This is a genomic window from Streptomyces sp. NPDC021093 (assembly GCF_044333135.1).
Classification (GTDB): domain Bacteria; phylum Actinomycetota; class Actinomycetes; order Streptomycetales; family Streptomycetaceae; genus Streptomyces.
This window is the reverse complement of record NZ_JBIRQJ010000006.1, coordinates 539,922-565,476: the sequence shown is the minus strand read 5'-3', so window position 1 is coordinate 565,476 and position 25,555 is coordinate 539,922. Positions and strand designations below refer to the sequence as shown.

Annotated in this window: 18 protein-coding genes; 9 read left to right on the top strand and 9 right to left on the bottom strand. The window is 71.6% G+C overall.

Features of this window, described 5'->3' with window-relative positions; translation table 11 throughout:
- Window positions 1-272 precede the first annotated feature (272 nt).
- The 5 genes from ACH4SP_RS21425 to ACH4SP_RS21405 all read right to left on the bottom strand — a co-directional run bounded on the left by ACH4SP_RS21425 (window position 273) and on the right by ACH4SP_RS21405 (window position 7,318).
- A complete protein-coding gene (locus ACH4SP_RS21425; protein ID WP_398417090.1) occupies window positions 273-1,307 on the bottom strand; it encodes an ABC transporter substrate-binding protein in 1,035 nt (344 codons plus the stop codon).
- A gap of 152 nt (window positions 1,308-1,459) precedes the next feature.
- On the bottom strand, window positions 1,460-2,620 hold the full coding sequence (locus tag ACH4SP_RS21420; protein ID WP_398417089.1) for an acyl-CoA dehydrogenase family protein: 1,161 nt from the start codon (window positions 2,618-2,620) through the stop codon (window positions 1,460-1,462).
- 5 nt (window positions 2,621-2,625) lie between these two features.
- Window positions 2,626-3,564 (bottom strand): hydroxymethylglutaryl-CoA lyase, encoded by a 939-nt coding sequence (locus ACH4SP_RS21415; protein WP_398417088.1) that lies wholly within the window; start codon window positions 3,562-3,564, stop codon window positions 2,626-2,628.
- Window positions 3,561-5,681, bottom strand: coding sequence for a biotin carboxylase N-terminal domain-containing protein (locus ACH4SP_RS21410; protein ID WP_398417087.1), 2,121 nt, complete (start codon window positions 5,679-5,681; stop codon window positions 3,561-3,563). The genes ACH4SP_RS21415 and ACH4SP_RS21410 overlap by 4 nt, the downstream gene beginning before the upstream one ends.
- A 20-nt stretch (window positions 5,682-5,701) precedes the next feature.
- Complete coding sequence (locus ACH4SP_RS21405) at window positions 5,702-7,318, bottom strand: carboxyl transferase domain-containing protein (RefSeq protein WP_398417086.1); 1,617 nt, start codon at window positions 7,316-7,318, stop codon at window positions 5,702-5,704.
- 637 nt (window positions 7,319-7,955) lie between these two features.
- On the opposite strand from ACH4SP_RS21405, the gene ACH4SP_RS21400 reads away from it, so the two are divergent.
- From ACH4SP_RS21400 to ACH4SP_RS21390, 3 genes are all read left to right on the top strand, one after another.
- Window positions 7,956-9,215 (top strand): DUF418 domain-containing protein, encoded by a 1,260-nt coding sequence (locus tag ACH4SP_RS21400; RefSeq protein ID WP_398417085.1) that lies wholly within the window; start codon window positions 7,956-7,958, stop codon window positions 9,213-9,215.
- Between the two features lie 32 nt (window positions 9,216-9,247).
- On the top strand, window positions 9,248-9,859 hold the full coding sequence (locus ACH4SP_RS21395; RefSeq protein WP_398417084.1) for a TetR/AcrR family transcriptional regulator: 612 nt from the start codon (window positions 9,248-9,250) through the stop codon (window positions 9,857-9,859).
- A 169-nt stretch (window positions 9,860-10,028) separates the two neighbouring features.
- Window positions 10,029-10,808: a phosphatase gene (locus ACH4SP_RS21390; protein WP_398417083.1), complete on the top strand. Its 780-nt coding sequence runs from the start codon at window positions 10,029-10,031 to the stop codon at window positions 10,806-10,808.
- Here ACH4SP_RS21390 and ACH4SP_RS21385 read toward each other — a convergent pair.
- The 3 genes from ACH4SP_RS21385 to ACH4SP_RS21375 are packed head-to-tail and all read right to left on the bottom strand — an operon-like array spanning window position 10,778 to window position 13,887.
- Window positions 10,778-11,773, bottom strand: coding sequence for a cation diffusion facilitator family transporter (locus ACH4SP_RS21385; protein ID WP_398417082.1), 996 nt, complete (start codon window positions 11,771-11,773; stop codon window positions 10,778-10,780). The two genes, ACH4SP_RS21390 and ACH4SP_RS21385, sit on opposite strands and share 31 nt — an antisense overlap.
- 20 nt (window positions 11,774-11,793) lie before the next feature.
- On the bottom strand, window positions 11,794-12,702 hold the full coding sequence (gene tesB / locus ACH4SP_RS21380) for an acyl-CoA thioesterase II (protein ID WP_398417081.1): 909 nt from the start codon (window positions 12,700-12,702) through the stop codon (window positions 11,794-11,796).
- Window positions 12,703-12,729: 27 nt separating this feature from the next.
- Complete coding sequence (locus tag ACH4SP_RS21375) at window positions 12,730-13,887, bottom strand: acyl-CoA dehydrogenase family protein (RefSeq protein WP_398417080.1); 1,158 nt, start codon at window positions 13,885-13,887, stop codon at window positions 12,730-12,732.
- 249 nt (window positions 13,888-14,136) lie between these two features.
- Here ACH4SP_RS21375 and speB point away from each other — a divergent pair, with 249 nt between their 5' ends.
- From speB to ACH4SP_RS21345, 6 genes are all read left to right on the top strand, one after another.
- Entirely contained in the window at window positions 14,137-15,108 is a 972-nt protein-coding gene (speB, locus tag ACH4SP_RS21370) for an agmatinase (RefSeq protein ID WP_398417079.1), read from the top strand.
- Window positions 15,109-15,614: 506 nt separating this feature from the next.
- Window positions 15,615-17,309 carry a thiamine pyrophosphate-binding protein gene (locus ACH4SP_RS21365; protein WP_398417078.1) on the top strand — a complete coding sequence of 565 codons (1,695 nt, stop codon included), beginning with the start codon at window positions 15,615-15,617 and terminating at the stop codon, window positions 17,307-17,309.
- A gap of 137 nt (window positions 17,310-17,446) precedes the next feature.
- A complete protein-coding gene (locus ACH4SP_RS21360; protein ID WP_398417077.1) occupies window positions 17,447-18,415 on the top strand; it encodes a serine hydrolase in 969 nt (322 codons plus the stop codon).
- 125 nt (window positions 18,416-18,540) lie between these two features.
- Window positions 18,541-22,281 carry an ABC transporter ATP-binding protein gene (locus tag ACH4SP_RS21355; protein WP_398417076.1) on the top strand — a complete coding sequence of 1,247 codons (3,741 nt, stop codon included), beginning with the start codon at window positions 18,541-18,543 and terminating at the stop codon, window positions 22,279-22,281.
- Between the two features lie 147 nt (window positions 22,282-22,428).
- Window positions 22,429-22,809, top strand: coding sequence for a hypothetical protein (locus ACH4SP_RS21350; RefSeq protein ID WP_398417075.1), 381 nt, complete (start codon window positions 22,429-22,431; stop codon window positions 22,807-22,809).
- 189 nt (window positions 22,810-22,998) lie between these two features.
- Window positions 22,999-24,486 carry a S28 family serine protease gene (locus ACH4SP_RS21345; RefSeq protein ID WP_398417074.1) on the top strand — a complete coding sequence of 496 codons (1,488 nt, stop codon included), beginning with the start codon at window positions 22,999-23,001 and terminating at the stop codon, window positions 24,484-24,486.
- A gap of 28 nt (window positions 24,487-24,514) precedes the next feature.
- Here ACH4SP_RS21345 and ACH4SP_RS21340 read toward each other — a convergent pair whose 3' ends face one another.
- Window positions 24,515-25,162: a hypothetical protein gene (locus tag ACH4SP_RS21340; protein WP_398417073.1), complete on the bottom strand. Its 648-nt coding sequence runs from the start codon at window positions 25,160-25,162 to the stop codon at window positions 24,515-24,517.
- Window positions 25,163-25,555: the final 393 nt, after the last annotated feature.

The following is a 25,555-nucleotide window of genomic DNA, read 5'->3' as shown; positions in this document are numbered from 1 at the left end:
GCAGTCTCGGAGCGTGCGGTCGGGAGGGTGGGGCTCGCGCGGGGGCCGCCCCCTTGCCCACCCGTCCCGCCCCCGGGGGGCGGCCCCGCTGCCCAAGAGGGCTAGGGGCTAAGGGGGGCCGGGGGCTAGGGGGCAGGCATTTAGGGGCGCGGGGAACTGCGCGACCAGCCACGACGTACCCGCACGACGACCACCGGTCCGGCGGCCAGCCACGATGCACCCGCACGGATCGCACGCGCGCCGCAGTCGGCGCCCCACCCCCCATCAAACCGTCAGGCGACCTTCTTCGCGTTTTCGATCGCCTTCGCGAGGTCCTCCAGGATCGGTGCGCACTTGGCGTAGGAGTAGATCGGCTCCGTGACGCGCGGGATCACCTGGCCGGCCTTGACCGCGGCCAGCTGCGCCCAGGTCGGCTTGTTCGCGATGTCCTTGGGCTGGAGCACCGCCGAGCGGTTGTCCATCATGATCACGTCGGCCTGGTACTTGCCGACGTTCTCCCAGCTCAGGCCCTCGAAGAAGCCCTGTGCGTCGACCTTCGGCTCGATGAACTTCACGCCAAGCTCCTGGAAGTAGAGCGTGTCGGCGCTCATCTTCGCGAGCGAGACGTAGAACAGCTCGGCCGAGGCGGAGCCGATCATGACCTTGATGTCGGGGTGGGCCTTCGCCGCGGCGCGCAGCCGGGCCGAGGCCTTCTCGAAGCGGGCCTTGGCGTCGACGGTCTTCTTCGCCTTGAGGTCGGCGCCGAGGGAGGCGGCCAGACCGGCGCGGCGCGCCAGGGCCTTCTCCATGTTGGTCTCGGCGGCCCACAGGGCGACCTGCGGGGCGAGCGAGGCGATCTTCTTGGCGGACTGCTCCGGCACGTACCAGAGGATGTCCTTCTGCCACATGTCGGTGATCAGCAGCTCGGGGACCAGCTTGGCGTACTTCTCGACGTCGAACTCGCCGTAGACGTTGCCGATGATCTCCAGCTTCGAGATGTCCATGTCGCCGGCCTGGACGTCGGGCTTGCCGTCCTTGCCCTTGGTCGGGCCGAAGACGCCCTTGACCTCGATGCCGTAGTCGTGGAGCGCGGCGGCCGTGCCGGTGAAGGCGACGATGTTCTTCGGGAAGGACTTCGTCTCGGTCTTCTTGCCGCGGTCGTCGGTGAAGGACCAGGGACCGGACTTCCCGGTGCCCGCCTCCTCCGTCTTGCTGCCGGCAGCCTTCTCGCCGCCGCACGCGGCCAGTGCGGCGCCGATGCCGAGCGCACCGCCGGCGGCGAGGATGCCTCGGCGGGTGGGACGGGAGAGGCGGGACCGGTAGGACATGGGAGGTCTGCTTTCGTACGGGCGGAGTGCGGAGCCAGGGCCGGAACCAGAGGTTCGTGGGAAGGTTAGCCTAACCTTCTGTTGGCCTGAAGATGGTGTCCGGTTTCCGCCCGTACGAACGCTGATGTGTGTCTCCGTACCGGACCTGCGGGTCAGGCCTGCATGCCCAGCTCCCGGGCGATCAGCATGCGCTGCACCTCGCTGGTGCCCTCGCCGATCTCCAGGATCTTGGAGTCGCGCCACATGCGGGCCACCGGGTACTCGTTCATGAAGCCGTACCCGCCGTGGATCTGGGTTGCCTCGCGGGCGTTGTCGACGGCGACGGTGGACGAGTACAGCTTGGCGATGGCGGCCTGCTTCTTGAAGGGCTCGCCGGCCACCAGCCGGGACGCGGCGTCGTACCAGCCGACCCGCGCCATGTGGGCCCGCATCTCCATGTCGGCGATCTTGAACTGGATCGCCTGGTTCTCGCCGATCGCCTTCCCGAAGGCGTGCCGCTCGCGCGCGTACTTCAGCGACTCGTCGACACAGCCCTGTGCGAGGCCGGTCGCGAGCGCGGAGATCGCGACGCGGCCCTCGTCGAGGATCCGCAGGAACTGGGCGTAGCCGCGGCCCTCCTCGCCGAGCAGGTTCGCGGCCGGGACACGTACGTCGGAGAAGGACAGCTCGCGGGTGTCGGAGGAGTTCCAGCCGACCTTCGAGTACGGGGCGGCGACCGTGAAGCCGGGGGTGCCGGACGGGACGATGATCGAGGAGATCAGCGGCTTGCCGTCCGGCTTGCGGCCGGTGACCGCGGTGACGGTGACCAGGGCCGTGATGTCGGTGCCGGAGTTGGTGATGAAGCACTTGGAGCCGTTGATCACCCACTCGCCGGTCGCCTCGTCCCTGACGGCCGTCGTACGCGTGCCGCCCGCGTCCGAGCCGCCGTCCGGCTCGGTCAGGCCGAACGCGCCGAGCGCCTCGCCCGCGCAGAGCCTCGGCAGCCACTCCCGCTTCTGCTCCTCCGTACCGAACCGGAAGATCGGCATCGCGCCGAGCGAGACGCCCGCTTCGAGGGTGATCGCGACGGACGAGTCGACGCGGGCCAGCTCCTCCAGGGCGATGCCCAGGGCGAGGTAGTCGCCGCCCATGCCGCCGTACTCCTCCGGAATGGGCAGGCCGAACAGGCCCATGCGGCCCATCTCGCGGACGATCTCGTACGGGAACTCGTGCCGTTCGTACAGGTCGCCGATCTTCGGGGCGACGACGTCGTGCGCGAACTCCTCGACGGTGCGCCGGAGTTCCTCGTGCTCGGGGGTGAGACGGTGGTCCATCTGTGTCACTGCTCCTGGTGGGAGAGGGCGCGTACGGTACGGGACGGGCTGGGCCTGCCCAGCTGCTCCGCCATCCACACGCTGGTGGCGGTGAGGCGGGTGAGGTCGACCCCGGTGTCGATGCCGAGGCCGTCGAGCATCCACACGAGGTCCTCGGTGGCGAGGTTTCCGGTGGCGGACTTCGCGTACGGGCAGCCGCCGAGGCCGCCCGCGGAGGCGTCGACGGTCGTGACGCCGTGCCGGAGTGCGGTCAGGGTGTTGGAGAGGGCCTGGCCGTAGGTGTCGTGGAAGTGCACACCGAGGCGGTCCGTGGGAATGCCGGCGTCGTTCAAGTCGCGCAGCAGCGCGGCGACTTGGCCGGGGGTGGCCACGCCGATCGTGTCGCCGAGGGAGAGCTCGTCGCAGCCCATGTCGACGAGGCGGCGGCAGACCCGGGTGACCTGGGCGGCCGGGACCGCCCCTTCCCAGGGATCGCCGAAGCACATCGACAGGTAGCCGCGGACGTGCGCCCCCGCGGCGCGGGCGCGGGTGACCACCGGCTCGAACATGGCGAGGGCCTCGTCGACCGTGCGGTTGAGGTTGGCCCTGGCGAAGGACTCGGTGGCACTGGCGAAGACGGCCACGTCCCGGGCGCCGAGGGCGAGGGCGCGGTCCAGGCCCTTCTCGTTGGGCACCAGGACGGGCAGCCGTACTGCCTCCGCCAGGTCCTGGAGCTGTGGGAACAGGGCTTCCGCGTCGGCGAGTTGGGGGACCCACTTGGGGTGGACGAAGCTGGTGGCCTCGACGGTGCGCAGGCCGGCCGAGGCGAGGCGGTGGATGAACTCCGCCTTCACCTCGGTGCGGACGGTGGCCTTCTCGTTCTGCAGGCCGTCGCGGGCGCCGACCTCGTAGATCCTTACGCGGGCGGGGAGTCGGGGGTCCTTGACGACCATGGGGAGCGTCATGCGGCGTCCTCCTCGTCGGGGGCGACGGCATCGGGGGCGACGGCGTCGGGGGCGACCACGGCCAGGACCTGGTCCATGGCGACGGTGGCCCCTGCCTTGACGTCCAGTTCGGTGACGGTGCCGGAGTGCGGGGTGGAGATGACGTGCTCCATCTTCATGGCCTCGACGACGAGGAGGCTCTGCCCCGCGCTCACCCGGTCGCCGACGGCCACCTTGACGACGGTGACGGTGCCGGGCATCGGGGCGGTGAGGGCGTCCGCGCCGGAGTGGGCGGTGCCGGTGAGGGTGGCGGCGACGGGGTCGTGGGCCTGGAGGTGCCAGGCGTCGCCGTCCCGGCCGAGCCAGTCGCCGTCCGGCGAGGAGGCGTGGGTGAAGGTGTGGGTGAGGCCGTGCACTTCGACGGTGAGGCGGGCCGGGGCCGGGACCAGGGCCGGGACCGTGGCCGTGGCTTGGGCGGCCCGGGGCGAGGGAGCCGCGCCGCCGGGGGCGAGCCGGGCGCGGAGGTTCTCCCCGTCCTCGACCTGAACGTCCGCGGTTCCCGCGTGCCCCCGCACCCGTACCGCCACCGGCTCCTGGCCCGGCGCCTTGAAGTGGTGTGCCGTCCAGGCGGGTGTGCCGCCCAGGCGCCACCCCGACGGGGCGTCGAAGGGGTCGGTCCAGCCGTCGGCCGGGCGGCGCTCCAGCTCCGCCTGTGCCAGCAGTCCCGCCGCCGCGTACACCTCCGGCGGGACGGTGTCGGCGATCAGCGACTCCGCCTCCCGCTCCACCAGCCCGGTGTCGAGGTTCCCCGCCACCACGTCCGGGTGGGCGAGGAGCCTGCGCAGGAAGCCCGCGTTCGTCTGGACGCCGAGGGTCACCGTGTCCGCCAGTGCCGCGCGCAGTCTGCGCAGAGCGGTGGGGCGGTCGGGACCGTACGCGATGACCTTCGACAGCATCGGGTCGTACAGGCTGCCGATCTCCGTGCCGACCGAGAGCCCCGAGTCCGTACGGACACCGTTGCCCTGCGGTTCGTGCAGCGCGACGATCGTGCCGCCGGAGGGGAGGAAGCCGCGCGCGCCCGCTTTTACAGACACGGTCTCCGCGCAGATGCGGGCCTCGACGGCGTGGCCGGTGAGGGTGATGTCGGCCTGGGCGAAGGGGAGTTCGGTGCCCGACGCGACCCGGAGCTGCCACTCCACCAGGTCGATGCCGGTGATCAGCTCGGTGACCGGGTGCTCCACCTGGAGGCGGGTGTTCATCTCCATGAAGAAGTACGAGGACGGGTCGTCGCCGGGGACGATGAACTCGACCGTGCCCGCACCCGAGTACCCGCAGGAGCGGGCCGCCTGGACCGCCGCCTCGCCCATGGCCGTACGGGTGGCCTCGTCGAGGAGGACGGAAGGGGCCTCCTCGATGATCTTCTGGTGGCGGCGCTGGAGCGAGCACTCGCGCTCGCCGAGGTGGACGACGTTGCCGTGGCCGTCGGCCAGGACCTGGATCTCGATGTGCCGGGGGCGGTCGATCCACCGCTCCACCAGCAGCGTGTCGTCGCCGAAGGAGGAGCGGGCCTCGCGCCGCGCGGCCGCGATTTCGTCGGCCAGCAGGGCTTCGTCCCGGACCAGGCGCATGCCCTTGCCGCCGCCGCCCGCCGACGGCTTGAGGAGGACCGGCATGCCGATCTCGCGTGCGGCGGAGGCGAGTTGGGCGTCCGTCAGGCCGGAGCCCGATGAGCCGGGGACGACCGGTACGCCCGCCGCCTTCACCGTCTCCTTCGCGCGGATCTTGTCGCCCATGAGGGAGATGGCCGATGCCGGAGGGCCGATGAAGACCAGTCCCGCGGAGTCGCACGCGGCCGCGAACTCCGCGTTCTCCGCGAGGAATCCGTACCCCGGGTGGATCGCCTGCGCGCCCGAGCGCACCGCCGCCTCCACCAGCCGGTCGATGCGCAGATAGCTTTCGGACGCGGCCGGCGGGCCGATCCGTACCGCCGTGTCCGCCTCGCGCACGTGCCGGGCGTCCGCGTCGGCGTCGCTGAAGACGGCCACCGAGCGGATGCCCAGCTCGCGCAGGGTGCGGATGACGCGGACCGCGATCTCACCGCGGTTCGCGACCAGCACCGTGTCAAAAAGCGAAGTCATCACAGTCGTCATGAGTCGTCTCACATCCGGAAGACGCCGAAGGCGGGGTCGGCGAGCGGGGCGTTGGCGCAGGCGGTCAGGGCGAGTCCCAGCACCTGGCGGGTTTCGAGGGGGTCGATGACGCCGTCGTCCCAGAGGCGGGCGGACGCGTAGTAGGCGTTGCCCTGCTGCTCGTACTGGGTGCGGATCGGGTCCTTGAAGGACTCCTCCGCCTCCGCGGGCCACTCCTCGCCCCGGCCCTCCAGCTGGTCGCGCTTGACCGTGGCCAGCACGGACGCGGCCTGTTCGCCGCCCATGACGGAGATCTTCGCGTTGGGCCACATCCAGAGGAAGCGGGGGGAGTAGGCGCGGCCGCACATCGAGTAGTTGCCCGCGCCGTACGAACCGCCGACGACCACGGTCAGCTTCGGCACGCGCGTGCAGGCCACCGCCGTGACCATCTTCGCGCCGTGCTTGGCGATGCCCCCGGCCTCGTAGTCCCTTCCGACCATGAAGCCGGAGATGTTCTGCAGGAAGACGAGCGGGATGCCGCGCTGGTCGCACAGCTCGATGAAGTGCGCGCCCTTCTGGGCGGACTCGGAGAACAGGATGCCGTTGTTGGCGACGATGCCGACCGGGTGGCCGTGGATGCGGGCGAAGCCGGTGATCAGCGTCTGCCCGTACTCCGACTTGAACTCCTGGAAGCGGGAGCCGTCGACGACCCGCGCGATCACTTCGCGCACGTCGTAGGGGGTGCGGGAGTCGACGGGCACCGCCCCGTACAGCCCGGCGGGATCGACCTTCGGCTCCTCGACGGGGCTCACGGACCAGGGGAGTCGGCCGCGCTCGGGGAGGGTCGCGACGATGTTCCGTACGATCCGCAGCGCGTGCGCGTCGTCCTCGGCGAGGTGGTCGGTGACCCCGGACGTACGGGAGTGGACCTCGCCGCCGCCCAGCTCCTCGGCGGTGACGACCTCGCCGGTGGCCGCCTTCACGAGCGGCGGGCCGCCGAGGAAGATCGTGCCCTGGTTGCGGACGATGACGGCCTCGTCGCTCATCGCGGGTACGTACGCCCCGCCCGCCGTGCAGGAGCCGAGGACGGCCGCGATCTGCGGAATCCCGGCGCCCGACATCCGCGCCTGGTTGTAGAAGATCCGCCCGAAGTGCTCGCGGTCCGGGAACACCTCGTCCTGCATGGGCAGGAAGGCGCCGCCGGAGTCGACGAGGTAGAGGCACGGGAGGCGGTTCTCCAGGGCCACCTCCTGCGCCCTGAGGTGCTTCTTCACGGTCATCGGGTAGTACGTGCCGCCCTTGACGGTCGCGTCGTTGGCGACGATCACGCACTCTCGGCCGCTGACCCGGCCGATACCGGCGATCACACCGGCGGCGGGGGCCGCGTCGCCGTACATCCCGTTCGCGGCGAGCGGGGCCAGCTCCAGGAAGGGCGAGCCCGGGTCGAGGAGGGTGTCCACCCGGTCCCTGGGCAGCAGCTTTCCGCGCGCGACGTGCCGGGCGTGGGACTTCTCGCCGCCGCCGAGCCGGGCGGTGGCGAGCCGGGCGCGGAGGTCGTCCGCGAGCTTCCGGTGGGCGGCCTCGTTGGCCTGCCAGGCCTCGGACGACGGATCCGCGGTGCTGTTCAGCACCGGTGCTTGCTGCATTCTGTCGAGCTCCCTTGCCCGCCGGAGGTGCGTGCATGCTGCCGCGCGGGGTGCGGGGTGCCGTGCCGCGCGAGGTTAGTGACCGTTAACGCACTCCTGAGGTTAACGAGCGCTAACGGCGCTGTCCAGGGCGGACGCCGGGCGGGAAAGGGGAGTTGTGGAGGGTCGGCCGGGTTCGGTCGGGGCCTGGCCGGGGTCTGGCCAGGGCCCTGGCCGGGGCTCTGGTCGGGGTTTGGGCGGGGTGGGGTGGATCGGCGATCATCCCGGGATGAGCGCGGAAGATCTGACGGGGATACGTGGGCCCGGACGCGGGGACGGGCACGGGCACGGGGACGGGGGCGGCGCCGGGGGTGGATACGGGCACGGATACGGGCACGGATACGGCCCGCCAGGTCCGCATTCCGGACCTCCGCATCCGGGGCCCGCGCATTCCGGGCCTCCGCATCCCGAGCCCCCGCACCCTGGGCCCGCGCATCCCGGGCCCCCGCGCCTCGGGCCTCCGCATCCTGGGCCCGCGCACCTTGGGCCGCCGCGCCCTGGGCCTCCGTATCCCGGGCCCCCGCACCCTGGGCCCCCGCACCTCGGGCCTCCGTATCCCGGACCTCCGCACCCCTGGCCCCCGCACCCCCGGGCCCGTGTGCCCCTCCCCGCGCTTCCTGCTCCCCGGCGCATCGCCGAGGTCGATGCGCTGCGCGGGTTCGCGCTGCTCGGCATCCTGCTCGTCAACGTGCTCGTCATGGCCGGTACGTACGGCCTGACCGGTGGTGGCGGTGGTGGCGGGGTCGGTGCGGTGTCCGGCGGTGGCGGGGCGGGCGGCGCCGGAGCCGGGACCGGCGGTACGGCGGCCGATTCCGTCGTGGGCTGGCTCGTGGCGTTCCTCGCGCAGGGGAAGTTCTACCTGCTCTTCTCGTTCCTCTTCGGCTACAGCTTCACGGTCCAGATGGCCTCCGCCGAGCGCGCGGGTGCCAGGGTCGGCCCGCGCACCGTGCGCCGGGCGGCCGGTCTGTTCGCGCTCGGGCTGCTGCACGCCGTGTTCCTCTACACCGGCGACATCCTCATGTCGTACGCCGTCCTCGGCCTGATCCTGCTCGCCGCCCGCAACGCCGCACCGGGCACCGCACGCCGCGCCGCGTACTGGATCTGGGGCGTGTTCAGCGGGCTGCTGCTGCTCATCGCCCTGCTGTCGGTGCTGTTCGCGCCGACGCCGGGCGAGGTCGCTGAGGCGAACGCCGAGTCCGCCGCGCTGACCGCCGGCTACCGAGGCTCCTTCGCCGACGTCGTCGCCACGAACCTCGACCAGCTGCCGCTGTACCTGTTCGGGACGGTGGTCGCCGCGGGCACGGTGGTGCCCGCGTTCCTCTTCGGACTCGCGGCCGGACGCACCGGGTGGTTCGACCGTACGGACCCGGCGAAGCTGCTCCGTACCGTACGGATCGGACTCGCCGTCGGCGTCCCGGCCGCCGCGCTCGCCGCGAGCATGGAGGTCGGCCCGCTCCCGGAGCGGTGGAGCACCCTCGGCGGGGTGCTGGGCATGATCACGGCCCCGGCGCTGACGGCCGCGTACCTCGCCGGGATGCTGCTCTTCTTCCGCACCCGCCCCGGCCGCCGCGCGGCAGCGCTCCTCGCCCCCGCCGGCCGGATGTCCCTGACGAACTACCTCACCCAGTCCCTCGTCATGGCCCTGGTCTTCACCGGTTACGGGCTCGGTCTGTACGGCAGGCTGGGCATCGCGGTCCCGGTCCTGCTCGCACTGCTCCTCTACGCGCTCCAGCTCGCGGTCAGCGGCCCCCTGATGCGGCGCTTTGGGCACGGTCCGGTGGAATGGCTGCTGCGCGTGGTCACCCTCGCGGGCAGCCCGCGCCGGGCCCGTCCGGACGCCGATCGGGCATCAGGTTAACGATCGCTAACCCGCCGGTCTAGAATGCTCGCATGAGCACTCAAGCCGCCCCCGGCGGAACGTCCCGGGTCGCGGCCCCCACCCGCCGCGAGCAGATCCTCAGGGAGGCCGCCCGCCTCTTCGCCGAGCGCGGCTTCCACGGGGTCGGCGTCGACGAGATAGGCGCGGCGGTCGGCATCAGCGGCCCCGGCCTCTACCGGCACTTCGCGGGCAAGGACGCGATGCTGGCGGAGCTGCTCGTCGGCATCAGCGAACGGCTGCTGGAGGGCGGGCGGGCCCGTGTCGCCGCGGCCCCCGAGGATGCGGAGGTGCTGCTGGCCGCCCTGGTCGACGGCCACATCGACTTCGCCCTCGACGACCGCCCGCTGATCACCCTGCACGACCGGGAACTCGACCGGCTGCGCGACGCCGACCGCCGCAAGGTGCGCCAACTCCAGCGCCAGTACGTCGAGTTGTGGGTCACGACGGTACGGGACCTGCACCCCGCCACCCCGGAGTCGGAGGCCCGCGCGGCCGTCCACGCCGTCTTCGGCCTGCTCAACTCGACCCCGCACCTGGGGTCGGGGCTGCCGGGGCGGGGGGCCACGGAGGCGTTGCTGCGGAGGCTGGCGCACGGGGCGTTCGGGGCGTTGGCCGACGGCTGAGGGGTGTGCGCACCGGGACCGTGCGTGGATCCGAGCGATGATGGCTCGAATCCACGCACGGTCCGGGCCGGGACTGCCCCGGACCGCCCCCGACCGCCCCGGATCGGCAGTACGTCCACCCGCCGGAACCCCCCGTGCATCCGCGAACACGCCCGGCAGAATGGACCCCATGCCGATACTCAGCCGTGGCGCTCTCGTCGACCACCTCGTAAGCACCCGCATCGCAGGAGACGTCGCCACCCCGCGCGACAACAACCTCTCCCACTACCGCAAGCTCGCCAACGGCGACCGGCACTACTGGCTCGGCATCGAGCTCGGCGACCGGTGGACCGACGAGCAGGACGTGCTCGCCGTCATGGCGGAGCGGTGCGGAGTCAGCGACGACCCCGAGCACCGGCACGGGCAGGACACCATCGACCCCGAGCTGACCGTCGACGCCCTGGACCGGGCCGCCGCGCGGCTGCGCAAGGCCGCCGCCGACAAGCAGCGGGTGCTGTTCGCCACCGGGCACCCGGGGGCGCTGCTCAATGTGCACGGGGCGACCGCGAGAGCCCTGCGCGACGCCGGGTGTGATGTCGTACGGATTCCTGGTGGGCTGACCGCTGATGAGGGTTATGTCGTGCAGTTCGCCGACGTCGCGGTCTTCGAGCGGGGGGCGAGTCTGTGGCACACGCACTCGCCCGCGCCGATGACGGCGATTCTGGACGGGCTGGAGAGGGGCGGGGAGCCGCTGCCGGACCTCGTCTTTGCCGACCACGGGTGGGCGGGGTGCGCCGGGCAGCGGGGGGTCGATTCGATTGGGTACGCGGACTGCAACGACCCGGCGCTCTTCCTGGGCGAGGCGGAGGGGGTCATGGCCGTGACCATTCCGCTGGACGACCACGTCGTCGACCCGTTCTTCTACGAGCCGATGACGGACTACTTGCTGGATGCGGCCGGGTTGCTCTGACCGGGCCCCCGGCCACGGCGCGGGGTGGGGTCGAGGTAGACGCGGGCGACCGCCGGGTAGCGCTCGCGCAGCTGCTGCTCGGCCTCCTCGCAGGCCCACTCGATCTCGGCCGCCGACGAGACGTCGCGGAAGTCGATCTTCGCGGCGACGAGGAGTTCGGACGGGCCCTGGATCAGGGTGGTCAGTTCGATCACGTCCTCGATGTGCGGGACGGAGAGGAGCTCCTCGCGGACCCCCTCGCGCATCTCCGGCGGCAGTGCCCGGCCGATCAGGAGCTGGGCGTTGCTGCGGCCCAGGACCCAGGCCACGTACACCAGGAGCAGTCCGATCAGGACGGACGCGAGGCCGTCCCACACGCCCGAGCCGGTGAGCCGGCCCAGGAACAGACCGGCTGCCGCCAGGAGGAGGCCGGCCAGGGCCGCCGAGTCCTCCATGACGACGGCCTTGACCGCCGTGTCCGGGGTCTGGCGGAAATAGCGGCCGGTGGTGGCGCCCAGGCGGGCGGCCTCGGCGCGGATCTGCTTGACGCCGGTACGGAGCGAGTAGCCCTCCAGGAGGAAGGCGACGGCGAGGACGAGGTAGGAGACGAGGGGGTCGCCGAGCTCCTCGCCGTGGGTGAGGGTGTGGATTCCGTCGTAGATCGAGAAGACGGCGCCGCCGACGAAGGTGGCGACGGAGGCCAGCAGGGCCCAGAGGTAGCGTTCCGGGCCGTAGCCCAGGGGGTGCTTGGCGTCGGCCGGTTTCCCGCTGCGCTTGAGGGCGGTCAGGAGGAGGAGTTCGGTGACCGTGTCGGCCACCGAGTGGGCCGCCTCCGACAGCATCGCGCTGGAGCCGCTGATCGCGCCCGCGACCGCCTTCGCGACGGCGATACCGAGGTTGGCGGCCGCCGCGACGACGACCGTGAAGGTGCTTTCGCCGCCCCTGCCGGTTTCCGGGCTGCTGTCCGTTGTGTTGTCCTCCGCCATGTTTCGGACGGTATGCCCGATCAGCGTGGGACGCGAACCACGCCCTCCTGGATGACGGTGATCGCCAGGCTGCCGTCCTGCGTGTAGATGCGGGCCTGGCCCAGGCCCCGGCCGCCCGATGCCGACGGCGACTCCTGGTCGTAGAGGAGCCACTCGTCCGCGCGGAAGGGGCGGTGGAACCACATCGCGTGGTCGAGCGACGCCCCGACCACGTCGCCCGTCGCCCAGCCGCCCCGGCCGTGCGCCAGGAGGACCGAGTCGAGGAGCGTCATGTCGGAGACGTACGTGGCGAGGCAGACGTGCAGGAGGTGGTCGTCGGCGAGTTTGCCGTTCGTACGGAACCAGACCTGCGAGCGCGGTTCGCGGGGCTCGCCGACCGTGGCGTACGGGGGCGAGTCCACATAGCGCAGGTCGATCGCGGCGCGGGCTTCGAGGAGGCGGTCGACCGTGCCCGGGTCGACGAAGCGGTCCGCGTAGTGGGGGAGGGACTCGGCGGCGGTGGGGAGGGACTCCGGCGCGGGGGAGGCGGGCATGGGGGACTGGTGCTCCATGCCCTCCTCGTACGTCTGGAACGACGCCGAGAGGTGGAAGATCGGCTGGCCGTGCTGGACGGCGACGACCCGGCGCGTGGTGAAGGAACGCCCGTCGCGGATCCGGTCGACCGTGTAGACGATCGGGGCGGACGGGTCGCCCGCACGCAGGAAGTACGCGTGCAGGGAGTGGGTGAGGCGGTCGTCCGGGACCGTGCGCCCGGCGGCGACCAGGGCCTGTGCGGCGACCTGGCCGCCGAAGACGCGGGGGACGATGGCCGAGCGGCTCACGCCCCGGAAGATGTCCTGCTCGATCCGCTCAAGGTCGAGCAGATCGAGCAGGGACTCAAGTGCCCCTCGGGGGTGCGGGGGTCGTCCCCCGGGAAATGAGTGCAGCATGGGGGGAGTTGTAGCAGCTGTTGCTGCTTACAGGCCCATGTCCTTGGCGATGATCATCTTCATGACCTCGCTGGTGCCGCCGTAGATGCGGTTCACGCGGTTGTCCGCGTACAGGCGGGCGATCGGGTACTCGTTCATGAAGCCGTAACCGCCGTGCAGCTGGAGGCACTTGTCGATCACGCGGTGCGCGACCTCGGTGCAGAACAGCTTCGCGGAGGCCGCCTCGGCCGCCGTCAGCTCGCCCGCGTCCAGGGCCTCCGTGGCGCGGTCGACGACCGCCTCGGCGGCGTCCACCTCGGCCTGGCAGGCGGCCAGCTCGAACTTGGTGTTCTGGAACGCGGCGACCGGCTTGCCGAAGACCGTGCGGTCCTGGACGTACTGCTTGGTGAAGCGGATCGCGGCCTTCGCCTGGGCGTACGCGCCGAAGGCGATGCCCCAGCGCTCGGAGGCGAGGTTGTGGCCGAGGTAGCCGAAGCCCTTGTTCTCCTCGCCGAGCAGGTCCTCGACCGGGACCTTCACGTCGACGAAGGCGAGCTCGGCGGTGTCGGAGGTGCGCAGGCCGAGCTTGTCGAGCTTGCGGCCGACCGAGTAGCCCTCCAGCTTGGTGTCCACGGCGAAGAGGGAGATGCCGTAGCGGCGGTCGTCCTCGCGCGGGGCGGACGTACGGGCGCAGACGATCACGCGGTCGGCGTGCACGCCGCCCGTGATGAAGGTCTTGGCGCCGTTGAGGACGTAGTGCGTGCCGTCCTCGGAGAGCTTCGCGGTGGTCTTCATGCCCGCGACGTCGGAGCCGGTGCCCGGCTCGGTCATGGCGAGCGCCCACATCTCCTCGCCGGAGACGAACTTCTCCAGGTAGCGCTTCTTCTGCTCGTCGGTGGCGAGCATCTTGATGTACGGGAGGCCCAGGAGGACGTGGACGCCGGAACCGCCGAAGTTCACGCCGGCGCGGGCGGTCTCCTCGGTCAGGACGGCCTCGAACTTGTGCGACTCCAGGCCCGCGCCGCCGAACTCCTCGGGCACGTTGATGCCGAAGACGCCCAGCTCGCCGAGCTTGTAGTAGAACTCGCGCGGCGCCTGGCCCGCGGCGAACCACTCGTCGTAGACGGGGACGACCTCGGCCTCGATGAAGGCCCGGAGGGTCTCCCGGAACGCCTCGTGGTCCTCGTTGAATACGGTACGGCGCACGGGAACGCCTCCTTCGGCGAGAGAGTGGAGCTCGGCTGCGCGCTCGGCTAAGCGCTTGCTCAGATACCTGGTAAAAGTTACCGGCCAGTTATGAGGGTGTCCAGAGGAACGGGGTGTTGGAGGGACCACACCGGTGCCGGGCCCCGGGGGAGGGGATCGGCGGGACCTGTCCGTCGTGTCCAAGTCCCGGACGCGCCTCATCGCATCCGTACATGTGCGGAATCCGTCGTCCTGCCTACGCTCGATGCCATGAACACTCCCTCTTCCGAGCCCCGCGGCCCCGTCGACTCGTCCCGCATTCCCCGGTACGCCGGACCGGCGACGTTCGCCAGGCTGCCCCGCCTGGACGAGGTCGGCGGGCGTACGGACGTCGCGGTCGTCGGCGTGCCCTTCGACACGGGTGTCTCCTACCGGCCGGGCGCGCGCTTCGGCGGCAACGCGATCCGTGAGGCGTCGCGGCTGCTGCGGCCGTACAACCCGGCGCAGGACGCGTCGCCCTTCGCGCTGGCTCAGGTCGCCGACGCCGGTGACATCGCGGCGAACCCGTTCAACATCAACGAGGCCGTCGACACCATCGAGGCCGCCGCCGACGACCTGCTGGGGTCGGGCGCGCGGATGATGACGCTCGGCGGCGACCACACCATCGCGCTGCCGCTGCTGCGGTCGGTGGCGAAGAAGCACGGGCCGGTGGCGCTGCTGCACTTCGACGCGCACCTGGACACCTGGGACACGTACTTCGGGGCGGAGTACACGCACGGCACGCCGTTCCGGCGGGCCGTCGAGGAGGGCATCCTCGACACCGAGGCGCTGTCGCACGTGGGCACGCGCGGCCCGCTGTACGGCAAGCAGGACCTGACCGACGACGCCAAGATGGGCTTCGGCATCGTGACGTCGGCGGACGTCATGCGGCGCGGTGTGGACGAGGTCGCCGACCAGCTGCGGCAGCGGATCGGGGACCGGCCGCTGTACATCTCCATCGACATCGACGTGCTGGACCCGGCGCATGCGCCCGGTACGGGGACGCCGGAGGCCGGGGGCCTCACGTCGCGCGAGCTCCTGGAGATCATCCGCGGGCTTTCGGCCTGCAACCTGGTGTCGGCGGACGTGGTCGAGGTGGCGCCGGCGTACGACCACGCGGAGATCACGTCGGTGGCGGCTTCGCACACGGCGTACGAGCTGACGACGATCATGTCCCGCCAGATCGCCGCCACACGCGGCTGACATGCTGGGCGCTGGCGGGGTGATGCCCCCGGGGTGCCCGTCCGGCGGGGTTTTCTGCGTGCGGGTGCGTCGTGGCTGGCCGCGCAGTTCCCCGCGCCCCTAACTGCCTGCCCCCTAGCCCCCTAGCCCCCTAGCCCCCTAGCCTCCTTAGCCCCCTAGCCTCCTTGGGCAGCGGGGCCGCCCCCCCGGGGGCGGGACGGGTGGGCAAGGGGGCGGCCCCCCACCCCGGCACGCCCCTCCGCGACCGCGTGCCCTCGCGCCCGCCCCCCACGACCGCGTCCCGTGCGGGTGCGTCGTGGCTGATCGCGCAGTTCCCCGCGCCCCTGAAGGGGCTGCTGGGCGTGCCCGCGCGGCGGAGCCGCATGTCCAGGACAGCCCCGCGCGCCTGACGGGGCCGGTGGGCGTGCCCGCGCGGTGGAGCCGCAGATCCAGCACGGTCCCGCGCCCCCGAAGGGCGCCCCGTGCCCGATACCGCCCCTCCCCGTCGACTGCGCGAAGCTGGACACATGACCCACGACCACGACCTCGTCCTCCGGCCCACCCCCGCCCAGGCCGCCGCCGCCCTTGCTCCGCCTGTTGGGCGTACCGGTGGTGACCTGGTCGTGGAGACGTTGCGGGGGCTCGGGGCGACCACCGTCTTCGGGCTCCCGGGGCAGCACGCCCTCGCCCTCTTCGACGCGCTGCGGCGGTCGAAGCTGTCGTACGTGGGCCTGCGCGTCGAGAACAACGCCGGGTTCGCAGCGGACGGCTACGGCCGGACGACCGGCGAGGCCGCCCCGCTCTTCCTCTCCACCGGACCCGGCGCCCTCACCTCCCTCCCCGCCCTCCAGGAGGCCGCCGCCGCCTCCGCCCCCGTCCTGGCGATCTCCAGCCAGGTCCCGGCCGCCGGCCTGGGCGGCGGCCGGCACGGCCACCTCCACGAGCTGCGCGACCAGCAGGCGTCGTTCCGGGACGTCGTGAAGTCCGTCCACATCGCGCGCACCCCGTCCCAGATCCCGTCCGCGATCGCGGCGGCCTGGGAGTCCGCGCTGACCGCCCCGCACGGCCCGGTCTGGGTCGAGATCCCGCAGGACGTGCTGGAGGCGGAGACGCAGATCCCGGTCGTGGTCGCGCCGGACGCCACCCCGCACGACCTCGCCCCGCGCCCCGAACTCACCGCCGTGGCAGCCCACTTGCTGGTGAACGCCACCCGGCCGGTGATCGTCGCGGGCGGCGGAGTCGTACGTTCCGACGCCTCGGGGAAGCTCAAGCAGCTCGCCGAGCGGCTGAACGCCCCCGTCGTCACCACCTTCGGCGGCAAGGGCGCCTTCCCCTGGCACCACCCGCTCTCCCTCCAGTCCTGGCTGGAGGACCGCCACACGACGGAGTTCCTGGAGGGGGCCGACGTCCTGCTCGTCGTCGGCTCCGGGCTCGGCGAGCTGAGCAGCAATTACGGCACGTTCGCGCCGCGCGGCCGGATCGTCCAGATCGACGCCGACCTCGGCAAGCTGGAGTCCAATTACCCGGCCCTCGGCATCCACGCCGACGCCCGCCTCGCGCTCACCGCGCTCCTGGAGACCATCGACGAGGAGCGCGCTGACGAGGGTGCCGCCGAGGCGGTACGAGAGGTGCTCGGCCGGGTCCGCGCACGCATCGCCGCCCAGGGGCTGGACGCCGAGCAGCAGCTCCTCGCCTCGATTCGCGAAGCGCTGCCCGCCGCGTCCCCCAGCTTCTGGGACATGACGATCCTGACCTACTGGGCCTGGTCCGCCTTCGACCCCGCCCGCCCCAACACCATGCACTCGGCCCAGGGCGCCGGGGGACTGGGATACGCCTTCCCGGCGGCCCTGGGAGCGGCCGTCGCCGACCCCGACACCCCGGTCCTCGCCGTCTCCGGCGACGGCGGCGCGATGTACTCGATCGCCGAGCTGGCCACCGCCCGCCAGCACGACCTCCCGGTGACCTGGCTGATCGTCGACGACGGCGGCTACGGCATCCTCCGTGAGTACATGAGCGACGCGTACGCGGACACCACGGGCACGGACCTCTCCCGCCCCGACTTCGCCGCCCTCGCCGAGTCCTTCGGCGTGCCCGGGGTCCGTACGACACCGGAGACGCTGGCCGCCGACCTGGCGGCGGCCCTCAAGGCGCCGGGACCCTCGGTGGTCGTCCTCCCGGCCCGCCCGCGCATGTTCGCGCCCACTCACCTCGGCGAGGGCTGAGGCGCCCGGGCAAGGCCCGTTACCGAACACGTACACAAGACCCGTACAACTTTTCCCCCTCTTCTGAGTCATCTGATGCGGAAGTGCCTTGAGAGCACTTCCGCATCACTGATTTCAGGGGACAGGGACACGGGGACATGGTCGTACGCACCAACCGAATACAGGGCATACCGAGAGGCCTCACCGCCGTCGCACTCGCCACCGGAGTCCTCCTCCCGGTGGCCGCTGCCGCTCCCGCCACCGCTGCCGCTCCCGCGGTGACCTGCAGTTCGAACAAGGCCGGGCTCGCGAAGAAGCTCCAGGGGGACATCACGGCCGCCCTGCGCGGGAGGCCCGGCACCGTCGCGGTCGCCGTGTACGAGCACTCCAGCCGGACGTACTGCTCGCTGCGCGCCTGGAACAGCTTCGACTCCGCCAGCATCGTCAAGGTCACCGTCCTCGCGACCCTCATGCGGGACGCGCAGAAGACCGACCGGGCTCTCTCCGCCCGTGAGCGCGGCCTCGTCGACGCCATGATCACCAAGTCGGACAACGACGCGACGTCCGCGCTGTGGAAGCAGCTCGGGGTGGCGAAGATCAACGCGTTCCTGAAGGCCGCCGGGATGCCCGCGACCAAGCCGGGCGCGGCCGGCTACTGGGGGCTCACCCAGGTCAACGCCGCGGAGCAGAGCAAGCTCCTCGGGCTGATCACCCTGCGCAACAGCGTCCTCAAGGACAGCTCGCGCGCCTACGTCCTCGACCGGATGGCCCGCGTCGTGCCCGCCCAGCGCTGGGGCACCCCGGCCGGAGCCCCGGGCCAGGCCCGCGTACAGGTCAAGAACGGGTGGCTGCCACGTGCCTCGCAGGGGTGGCGGGTGCACTCGCTGGGCGCCTTCACCGGCCTCGGGCACGATTACACGATCACCGTGCTGAGCCACGGCAACAAGACGATGCAGCAGGGCGTGGACACGGTGCAGGCCGTGTCGCGGGCCGTGCACCGCGACCTCAACCCGGCCGCGGGCGGCAAGGCGCGCACCTTCGAGGCGCCCGTGCCGGCCGTCGTGCCGCCCGCAGCTCCGCAGGAAGTGATTCCGCCGATGCCTTCCGGGCCCGCCCCGACACGCTGAGTACGCCCCGTTCGCGCCCCCTTTCACCCGGGTGAACGTCGCGCGGAACATTGCAGCGGGATGAAATCCGCAGCTCGCGGCGTTGGTGCCTTCCGGTGGGACATGGATCGACCGGGAGGCACCACGTGGCAGGGCAAGAGCAGCAAGTCGTACGAGAACCGGGGTGGGCGCGGCGGCTGACCGGCTACGCCTGGCGGTACCGCACCAATGTCCTGCTCGCCCTCGGCTCCTCCCTCGCCGGCATGGCCGTCATGGCCCTCGTACCGCTGATCACGAAGATCGTCATCGATGACGTGATCGGCAGGGGGACGCGGTCCCTGGCCGTGTGGACGGGGCTGCTGATAGCCGCGGCCGTCGTCGTCTACGGCCTCACCTACATACGCCGCTACTACGGCGGCAAGCTCGCCCTCGACGTCCAGCACGACCTGCGGACCGAGATGTACGGGACGATCACGAAGCTCGACGGGCGGCGGCAGGACGAGCTGTCCACCGGGCAGGTCGTCGGTCGTGCCACCAGCGACCTCCAGCTGATCCAGGGCTTGCTGTTCATGCTCCCGATGACCATCGGGAACGTGCTTCTCTTCCTGATCTCGCTCGTGATCATGGCGTGGCTCTCCCCGGTCCTCACGCTGGTCGCGCTCGCCGTCGCCCCCGCCCTGTGGTTCATCGCCCGGCTCAGCAAGAAGCGTCTTTTCCCGGCCACCTGGTACGCGCAGGGGCAGGCCGCCGCGGTCGCCGGCGTCGTCGACGGTGCCGTCTCCGGGGTCAGGGTCGTCAAGGGGTTCGGGCAGGAGGAGCAGGAGACCGGGAAGCTGCGGGAGGTGTCGCGGCGGCTGTTCGCGGGACGGCTGCGGACCGTGAAGCTCAATTCCCGGTACACGCCGGCCCTCCAGGCCGTCCCGGCACTGGGCCAGGTCGCCATGCTGGCGCTCGGCGGGTGGCTGGCGACGCGCGGGCAGATCACTCTGGGTACGTTCGTGGCCTTCTCGACGTATCTCGCGCAGCTCGTCGGGCCCGTGCGGATGCTCGCGATGGTGCTGACCGTCGGGCAGCAGGCGCGGGCCGGTGTGGAGCGGGTGCTTGAGCTCATCGACACCGAGCCGTCGATCGAGGACGGGACCAAGGAGCTTCCGGCGGACGCTCCGGCCACCGTCGAGTTCGACGGCGTGGGCTTCGCGTACGAGGAGGACCGGCCGGTCCTCGACGGGTTCTCGCTGGAGATCAGGGAGGGCGAGACCGTCGCCGTCGTCGGGTCTTCCGGGAGCGGCAAGTCGACCGTTTCGCTGCTGCTGCCGCGCTTCTACGACGTGTCGCGCGGGGCGGTGCTGGTCGGCGGGCACGACGTGCGGGAGCTGACGCTCTCCTCGCTGCGGGCCGCGATCGGGCTGGTGCCCGAGGACAGCTTCCTCTTCTCCGACACCGTCCGCGCCAACCTCGCGTACGGCGTCCCCGACGCGACCGACGAGCAGATACGCACCGCCGCCCGCGCCGCCCAGGCCGACCGCTTCATCGAAGAACTGCCGAACGGGTATGACACCAAGGTCGGAGAGCAGGGGCTGACGCTGTCGGGCGGGCAGCGCCAGCGTCTTTCGCTGGCCCGCGCCATCCTCACCGATCCCCGGCTGCTGCTCCTGGACGACGCCACCTCGGCCGTGGACGCTCGGGTCGAGCACGAGATCCACGAGGCGCTGAAGGGCGTGATGGCGGGGCGTACGACGCTGCTCATCGCACACCGCCGGTCCACCCTCAACCTCGCCGACCGCATCGCCGTCCTCGACGGCGGACGCCTCGCCGACATCGGTACGCACGCGGAGCTGGAGCAGCGCTCCGCCCTCTACCGCCGTCTCCTCACCGACCCCGACGAGCTGGGCGGCGTATCGCCGGGACACACCCCGCCGCAGGTCCCGGTGGAGGACGACAGGTCCGTACAGGCGGAACTGGACGCCGAGTTCGACGCCGAGCGCGGCATCACCCCCGACCTGTGGATACGGGACGAGACCGACCCGGCCAGGACGGTGACCGACCACGCGCCCGGAATGCCCGCGACCCCCGAGCTGCTGGCCCAGGTCGAGGCCCTGCCGCCCGCCGACGGCGTACCGGACATCGACGAGGCGCGGGCCGTCGCCCCCGAGGACTCGTACGGACTGCGCAGGCTGCTGCGCGGCTTCGGCCTCCCGCTCCTGGTCAGCCTGGGTCTTGTCGCCGTCGACGCGGGGATGGGGCTGCTGCTGCCGGTGCTGATCCGGCACGGGATCGACGAAGGCGTCACGCAGCTCGCGCTCGGCGCGGTGTGGACGGCGGCGGGGCTGGCGCTGCTCGCCGTACTCGTGCAGTGGGGCGCGCAGATCAGCGAGGCCCGGATGACGGGACGGACCGGCGAGCGGGTGCTGTACTCGCTGCGCCTGAAGATCTTCGCGCAGCTCCAGCGGCTCGGACTCGACTACTACGAGCGGGAGTTGACCGGGCGCATCATGACCCGGATGACGACCGACGTGGACGCGCTGTCCACCTTCCTCCAGACGGGTCTGGTCACCGCCTTCGTCTCCGTCGTCACCTTCCTGGGCGTCATGGTGGCGCTCGTCGTCATCGACGTGGAACTGGCGCTGGTCGTCTTCGCGACGCTGCCGCTGCTGGTCGTCGGCACGTACTTCTTCCGCAAGAAGAGCGTCCAGGCGTACGAGCTGGCGCGCGACCGGGTCGGCGCCGTCAACGCCGACCTCCAGGAGAGCGTGGCCGGGCTGCGCATCGTGCAGGCCTTCGGCAGGGAGCAGGCGGGACGGGAGCGGTTCGCCGCGAACAGCCGCAGCTACCGGCAGGCGCGGGTGCGGGGACAGTGGCTGATCTCGGTCTACTTCCCGTTCGTGCAGCTGCTGGCGTCGGTGGCCGCGGCCGCCGTGATGATCGTCGGCGCCGGGCGGATCGAGGCCGGGACGCTGACGGCGGGCGCGCTCGTCGCGTACCTGCTCTACATCGACCTGTTCTTCGCCCCCGTCCAGCAGCTCTCGCAGGTCTTCGACGGGTACCAGCAGGCCACCGTCTCGCTGAAGCGGATCCAGGAGCTGCTGCGCGAGCCGACCTCCACGGTCGGTGCGGACGCCCCCAAGGACGTGCTGTCGCTGCGCGGCGAGATCGCCTTCGAGGGCGTTTCCTTCCAGTACGGGGAGGAGGAAGAGGCCCTGTCCGAGGTCTCGTTGCACATACCGGCGGGTCAGACGGTTGCCTTCGTGGGGGAGACGGGGGCCGGGAAGTCGACCCTGGTCAAGCTGGTCGCGCGGTTCTACGACCCGACCAGCGGCCGGGTCACCGCCGACGGCTCCGATCTGCGCGACCTCGACATGACCGCGTACCGGCACCGCCTCGGTGTCGTGCCGCAGGAGGCCTACCTCTTCGCGGGGACGGTCCGTGACGCGATCGCCTACGGGCGGCCGGACGCCACGGACGCGGCCGTCGAGGCGGCGGCCCGCGCGGTCGGCGCGCACGACATGATCGCGACGCTGGACGGCGGCTATCTGCACGCGGTCGCCGAGCGCGGCCGCAACCTCTCCGCCGGTCAGCGCCAGCTCATCGCGCTCGCGCGGGCCGAGCTGGTCGACCCGGACGTGCTGTTGCTGGACGAGGCGACCGCCGCCCTCGACCTGGCCACCGAGGCCCAGGTCAACCAGGCCACCGACCGGCTCACCGGCCGCCGTACGACCCTGGTCGTCGCCCACCGGCTGACCACAGCGGCCCGCGCCGACCGGGTCGTGGTCATGGACCACGGGCGGGTGGTCGAGGACGGCACCCACGACGAACTGCTCGCGCTGGACGGCAGGTACGCGCGGCTGTGGCGCACCTTCGTGGGGGAGGACGAGCCGGCATCGGTCTGAGGGGCCGTTCTCCCGTGCCCTTCCGTGCCCTTCAGTGCACGGTGCAACCGATTCATGGCCGTGAAGCGTCGTACGCGCATACGATCCCGTGGAAAACGGGGCGAGTGTGTTCGATGAGGTGGGGCAGCCATGCGTCCGACGGGACAGATGAGACGGAGAGCGATCGGCGCGCTCGCGGTGACGATGACGGCCGGCCTGCTGGCCCTCGGCGGTCCGGCCGTCGGATCCGCCGACGCGGCGGCGGCCGCCTGCGCGGGGGTGCGGGTCAAGACGTACGGCTTCGCGACCGGCGAGGTCCGGGTCTACAAGAGCCGCCAGTACGTGTGCGCCCAGACCGTCGCCAAGCGGGCCGGCGTGCGGCAGAAGATGCGGGTGAGCGTCCAGGCGCGCGGCAGCAGGGCGGCCGTCGACTCGGGGACGTACACGCGCCATGCCGGGCCGGTGACGGTGTACGCGCTCAACCGGTGCGTGCGGGTGGAGGGTTCGGTGGGCGGGAAGAGCACGGCTTCCGGCTGGATCCTCTGCTAGCGGCGGGACTTCCGCGCCGAGCTGCCGGGCTTCCTGCACCGAGGGGTTGGACTTCCCGCACCGAGCGGTTGGATTCTCGGGCCCGTCTTCTTGGAGTCTTCGCTTCCTTTCCCATTCCTCTACAGACAAGAGGGATTGGGGATCATTAGGTTGACCTCTGTTGTCCGTGTGCCGACAGGGGAGTGGCGAATGCGCAAGACGTTCAGGGGAGTTCTCGCGGGAGCGGTGCTCATAGGCACCGTCGGCGCGACCGGCGGGGCGGTGGGGACGGCGACGGCAGCCGAGCCGATACCGGCGATACCGGGGGCGTCGGCGATACCCGCCGGCGAAGCCGCCGCCGTCGACATCAAGGACCGCATCCTCGCGATACCGGGCATGAGCCTGATAGAGGAGAAGCCGTACGCCGGCTACCGCTACTTCGTCCTCAACTACACCCAGCCGATCGACCACCGGCACCCCGAGCGCGGCACCTTCCAGCAGCGTCTGAGCCTGCTGCACAAGGACGTGAACCGCCCGACCGTCTTCTACACCGGCGGCTACGGCCTCACCACGAACCCCGGCCGCTCCGAGCCGACCGCGCTCGTCGACGGCAACCAGGTCTCCCTGGAGTACCGGTACTTCACGCCGTCCCGGCCCGCGCCCGCCGACTGGTCCAAGCTGAACATCAAGCAGGCCGCCGACGACCAGCACCGCATCTTCACCGCCCTCAAGGCCATCTACGCGAAGAAGTGGCTGTCGACCGGCGGCTCGAAGGGCGGCATGACCGCCACCTACTACGAGCGCTTCCACCCGCGCGACATGGACGGCGTCGTCGCGTACGTCGCCCCCAACGACGTCCGCAACGACGAGGACTCGGCGTACGACCGCTTCTTCCGCACGGTCTCCACCAAGGAGTGCCGCGACCGCCTCAGCAACCTCCAGCGCGAGGCCCTGGTCCGCCGCGGACCGCTGCTCGCCAAGGCGAAGGCGCTGGCCGCGAAGAACGGCTCCACCTTCAAGACGATCGGCAGCGTCGAGAAGGGCTTCGAGAACACGGTCCTCGACTTCGTCTGGGGCTTCTGGCAGTACAGCTCCGAGAAGGAGTGCGGCGACGTCCCGGTGGCGAAGACCGCCACCGACGACCAGATCTTCAACTACCTCGACGCGAAGTCCGGCTTCTCCTCCTCCAGCGACCAGGACCTGTCCGGCTACACCCCGTACTACTTCCAGGCGGGCACCCAGCTCGGCGCTCCCCAGTACAAGTACCCGCACCTCAAGGGCCTGATGAAGTGGGGCCCCGAGTACTTCCAGTCGCGGGTGTACGTGCCCCGCGACATCCCCATGAAGTGGGACGGCGGCGCCGCGATGCGCGACGTCGACCGCTGGGTGCGCAGCGACGCCCGCCAGATGATGTTCGTGTACGGGCAGAACGACCCGTGGGGCTCCGAGCGATTCGCCCCCGCGGGCGGCGCCCGCAACGACAACCACGTGTACACCGTGCCGGGCGCCAACCACGGCGCGCGCATCTCCGGGCTCCCCGCGGACCAGCAGGCGGCGGCCGTCGCCCAGGTCCTGAAGTGGGCGGGCGTGGCCTCCACCGCCGTCCAGTCGGACCCGGCGAAGGCGAAGCGGCTGACGGCGTACGACGCGAAGCTGGACAAGGCCGAGGTGAACAGGGAGCAGGCGCTGCGCCCGTAACTCCCTTTTCCCGTCCGCCCGTTGACGACTACACCGGGCGGGCGCAGCCCACTGGCCGTCCGCCGTCCAGCTGTACGTACAGCCGGGTGGTGGACGGGCACAGGGTCCGCCCGGTGACCGCCCGCTCCACCCTGAACTCCGGGGCGCGGTCGCCCGATCCGTCGCACGGGGTCTCCTTCACCTGGCCGCCGCCCGCCCCGTACACACAGTCCCCGACGACCGTGTGCGGGCCGCCGCCACCGCCCGGGTCGCCGGGGTGCGGGGCGGTGAGGTTGCGCATGCAGGCGTAGCCGCGCGGGACGACGCCGTCGCCGGTCTCGTCGCTCGTGGGCCGGGACTGCGAGATGTGCAGGACGAAGTCGGTGGTGGCCGGGCAGGAGGGGCCGCTCCCCGCCTGCCCGTTGTAGCGGGCGGTGACGCGGGCGGCGGCGCGCTCGCTGGCGCAGGAGACCTCGCGCGGGGTCTTCCCGTACGAACTGCACTCGCGGACGTCGAGGAAGACCGCGCCGTAGCCGGAGGAGGCGGCGGGCAGCCGGTTGTCGGCCGCCTTTCCCGGATCCTCGCCGCCGAAGCCGCCCTGGCAGCCCGCCAGGCCCATGATCAGCAGCCCGGCCCCCGCCAGGGCCAGGGCGGCCTGCCGTACCGATGTCGCAATGGTCCCCAATGTCCTGCGCATGCAGCATCCCCCGATACCTTTGCACTTCGGCGCTTATGCAGTTCTGCCATGCGGTTCTGCCTAGAGTGACCCGAAGTGGTGGGTGTGCGCCAGGCTTGCGGGGCAATTCCGCCGTACGGGTCCGTGCGGTCCCGGATCAGGCCCCACCCGTCACTTGCGTACGATTGCGCACCAATTCCGGGGAACTTCCTCGGAACCACGGATTCCAGGGAACCCGGCCGCACCCCGCCCCGTCCAACCGCCGTACTGCTGGTGAGTCTCCGCAGAGCGGTGTCGGCCCTCGCTGCTGGCTGCGTTCGCTGACTCCCCTCTCCAACCGCCTGCGGCCAGCAGCACGCCCCGCCACCGGTGCGCCCCCCTCCGAATGCGCCGGTGGCGGGCACCCCCGCCTTC

Bases quoted from the DNA above. Each gene is read 5' to 3' on its own strand.
- ACH4SP_RS21365 (WP_398417078.1), top strand. From the start codon at position 15,615: ATGACCCACGACCACGACCTCGTCCTCCGGCCCACCCCCGCCCAGGCC.
- ACH4SP_RS21410 (WP_398417087.1), bottom strand. From the start codon at position 5,681: ATGACTTCGCTTTTTGACACGGTGCTGGTCGCGAACCGCGGTGAGATC.
- ACH4SP_RS21420 (WP_398417089.1), bottom strand. From the start codon at position 2,620: ATGGACCACCGTCTCACCCCCGAGCACGAGGAACTCCGGCGCACCGTC.
- ACH4SP_RS21385 (WP_398417082.1), bottom strand. From the start codon at position 11,773: ATGGCGGAGGACAACACAACGGACAGCAGCCCGGAAACCGGCAGGGGC.
- ACH4SP_RS21360 (WP_398417077.1), top strand. From the start codon at position 17,447: ATGGTCGTACGCACCAACCGAATACAGGGCATACCGAGAGGCCTCACC.
- speB (WP_398417079.1), top strand. From the start codon at position 14,137: ATGAACACTCCCTCTTCCGAGCCCCGCGGCCCCGTCGACTCGTCCCGC.
- ACH4SP_RS21345 (WP_398417074.1), top strand. From the start codon at position 22,999: ATGCGCAAGACGTTCAGGGGAGTTCTCGCGGGAGCGGTGCTCATAGGC.
- ACH4SP_RS21390 (WP_398417083.1), top strand. From the start codon at position 10,029: ATGCCGATACTCAGCCGTGGCGCTCTCGTCGACCACCTCGTAAGCACC.
- ACH4SP_RS21395 (WP_398417084.1), top strand. From the start codon at position 9,248: ATGAGCACTCAAGCCGCCCCCGGCGGAACGTCCCGGGTCGCGGCCCCC.
- ACH4SP_RS21405 (WP_398417086.1), bottom strand. From the start codon at position 7,318: ATGCAGCAAGCACCGGTGCTGAACAGCACCGCGGATCCGTCGTCCGAG.
- ACH4SP_RS21415 (WP_398417088.1), bottom strand. From the start codon at position 3,564: ATGACGCTCCCCATGGTCGTCAAGGACCCCCGACTCCCCGCCCGCGTA.
- tesB (WP_398417081.1), bottom strand. From the start codon at position 12,702: ATGCTGCACTCATTTCCCGGGGGACGACCCCCGCACCCCCGAGGGGCA.
- ACH4SP_RS21340 (WP_398417073.1), bottom strand. From the start codon at position 25,162: ATGCGCAGGACATTGGGGACCATTGCGACATCGGTACGGCAGGCCGCC.
- ACH4SP_RS21350 (WP_398417075.1), top strand. From the start codon at position 22,429: ATGAGACGGAGAGCGATCGGCGCGCTCGCGGTGACGATGACGGCCGGC.
- ACH4SP_RS21425 (WP_398417090.1), bottom strand. From the start codon at position 1,307: ATGTCCTACCGGTCCCGCCTCTCCCGTCCCACCCGCCGAGGCATCCTC.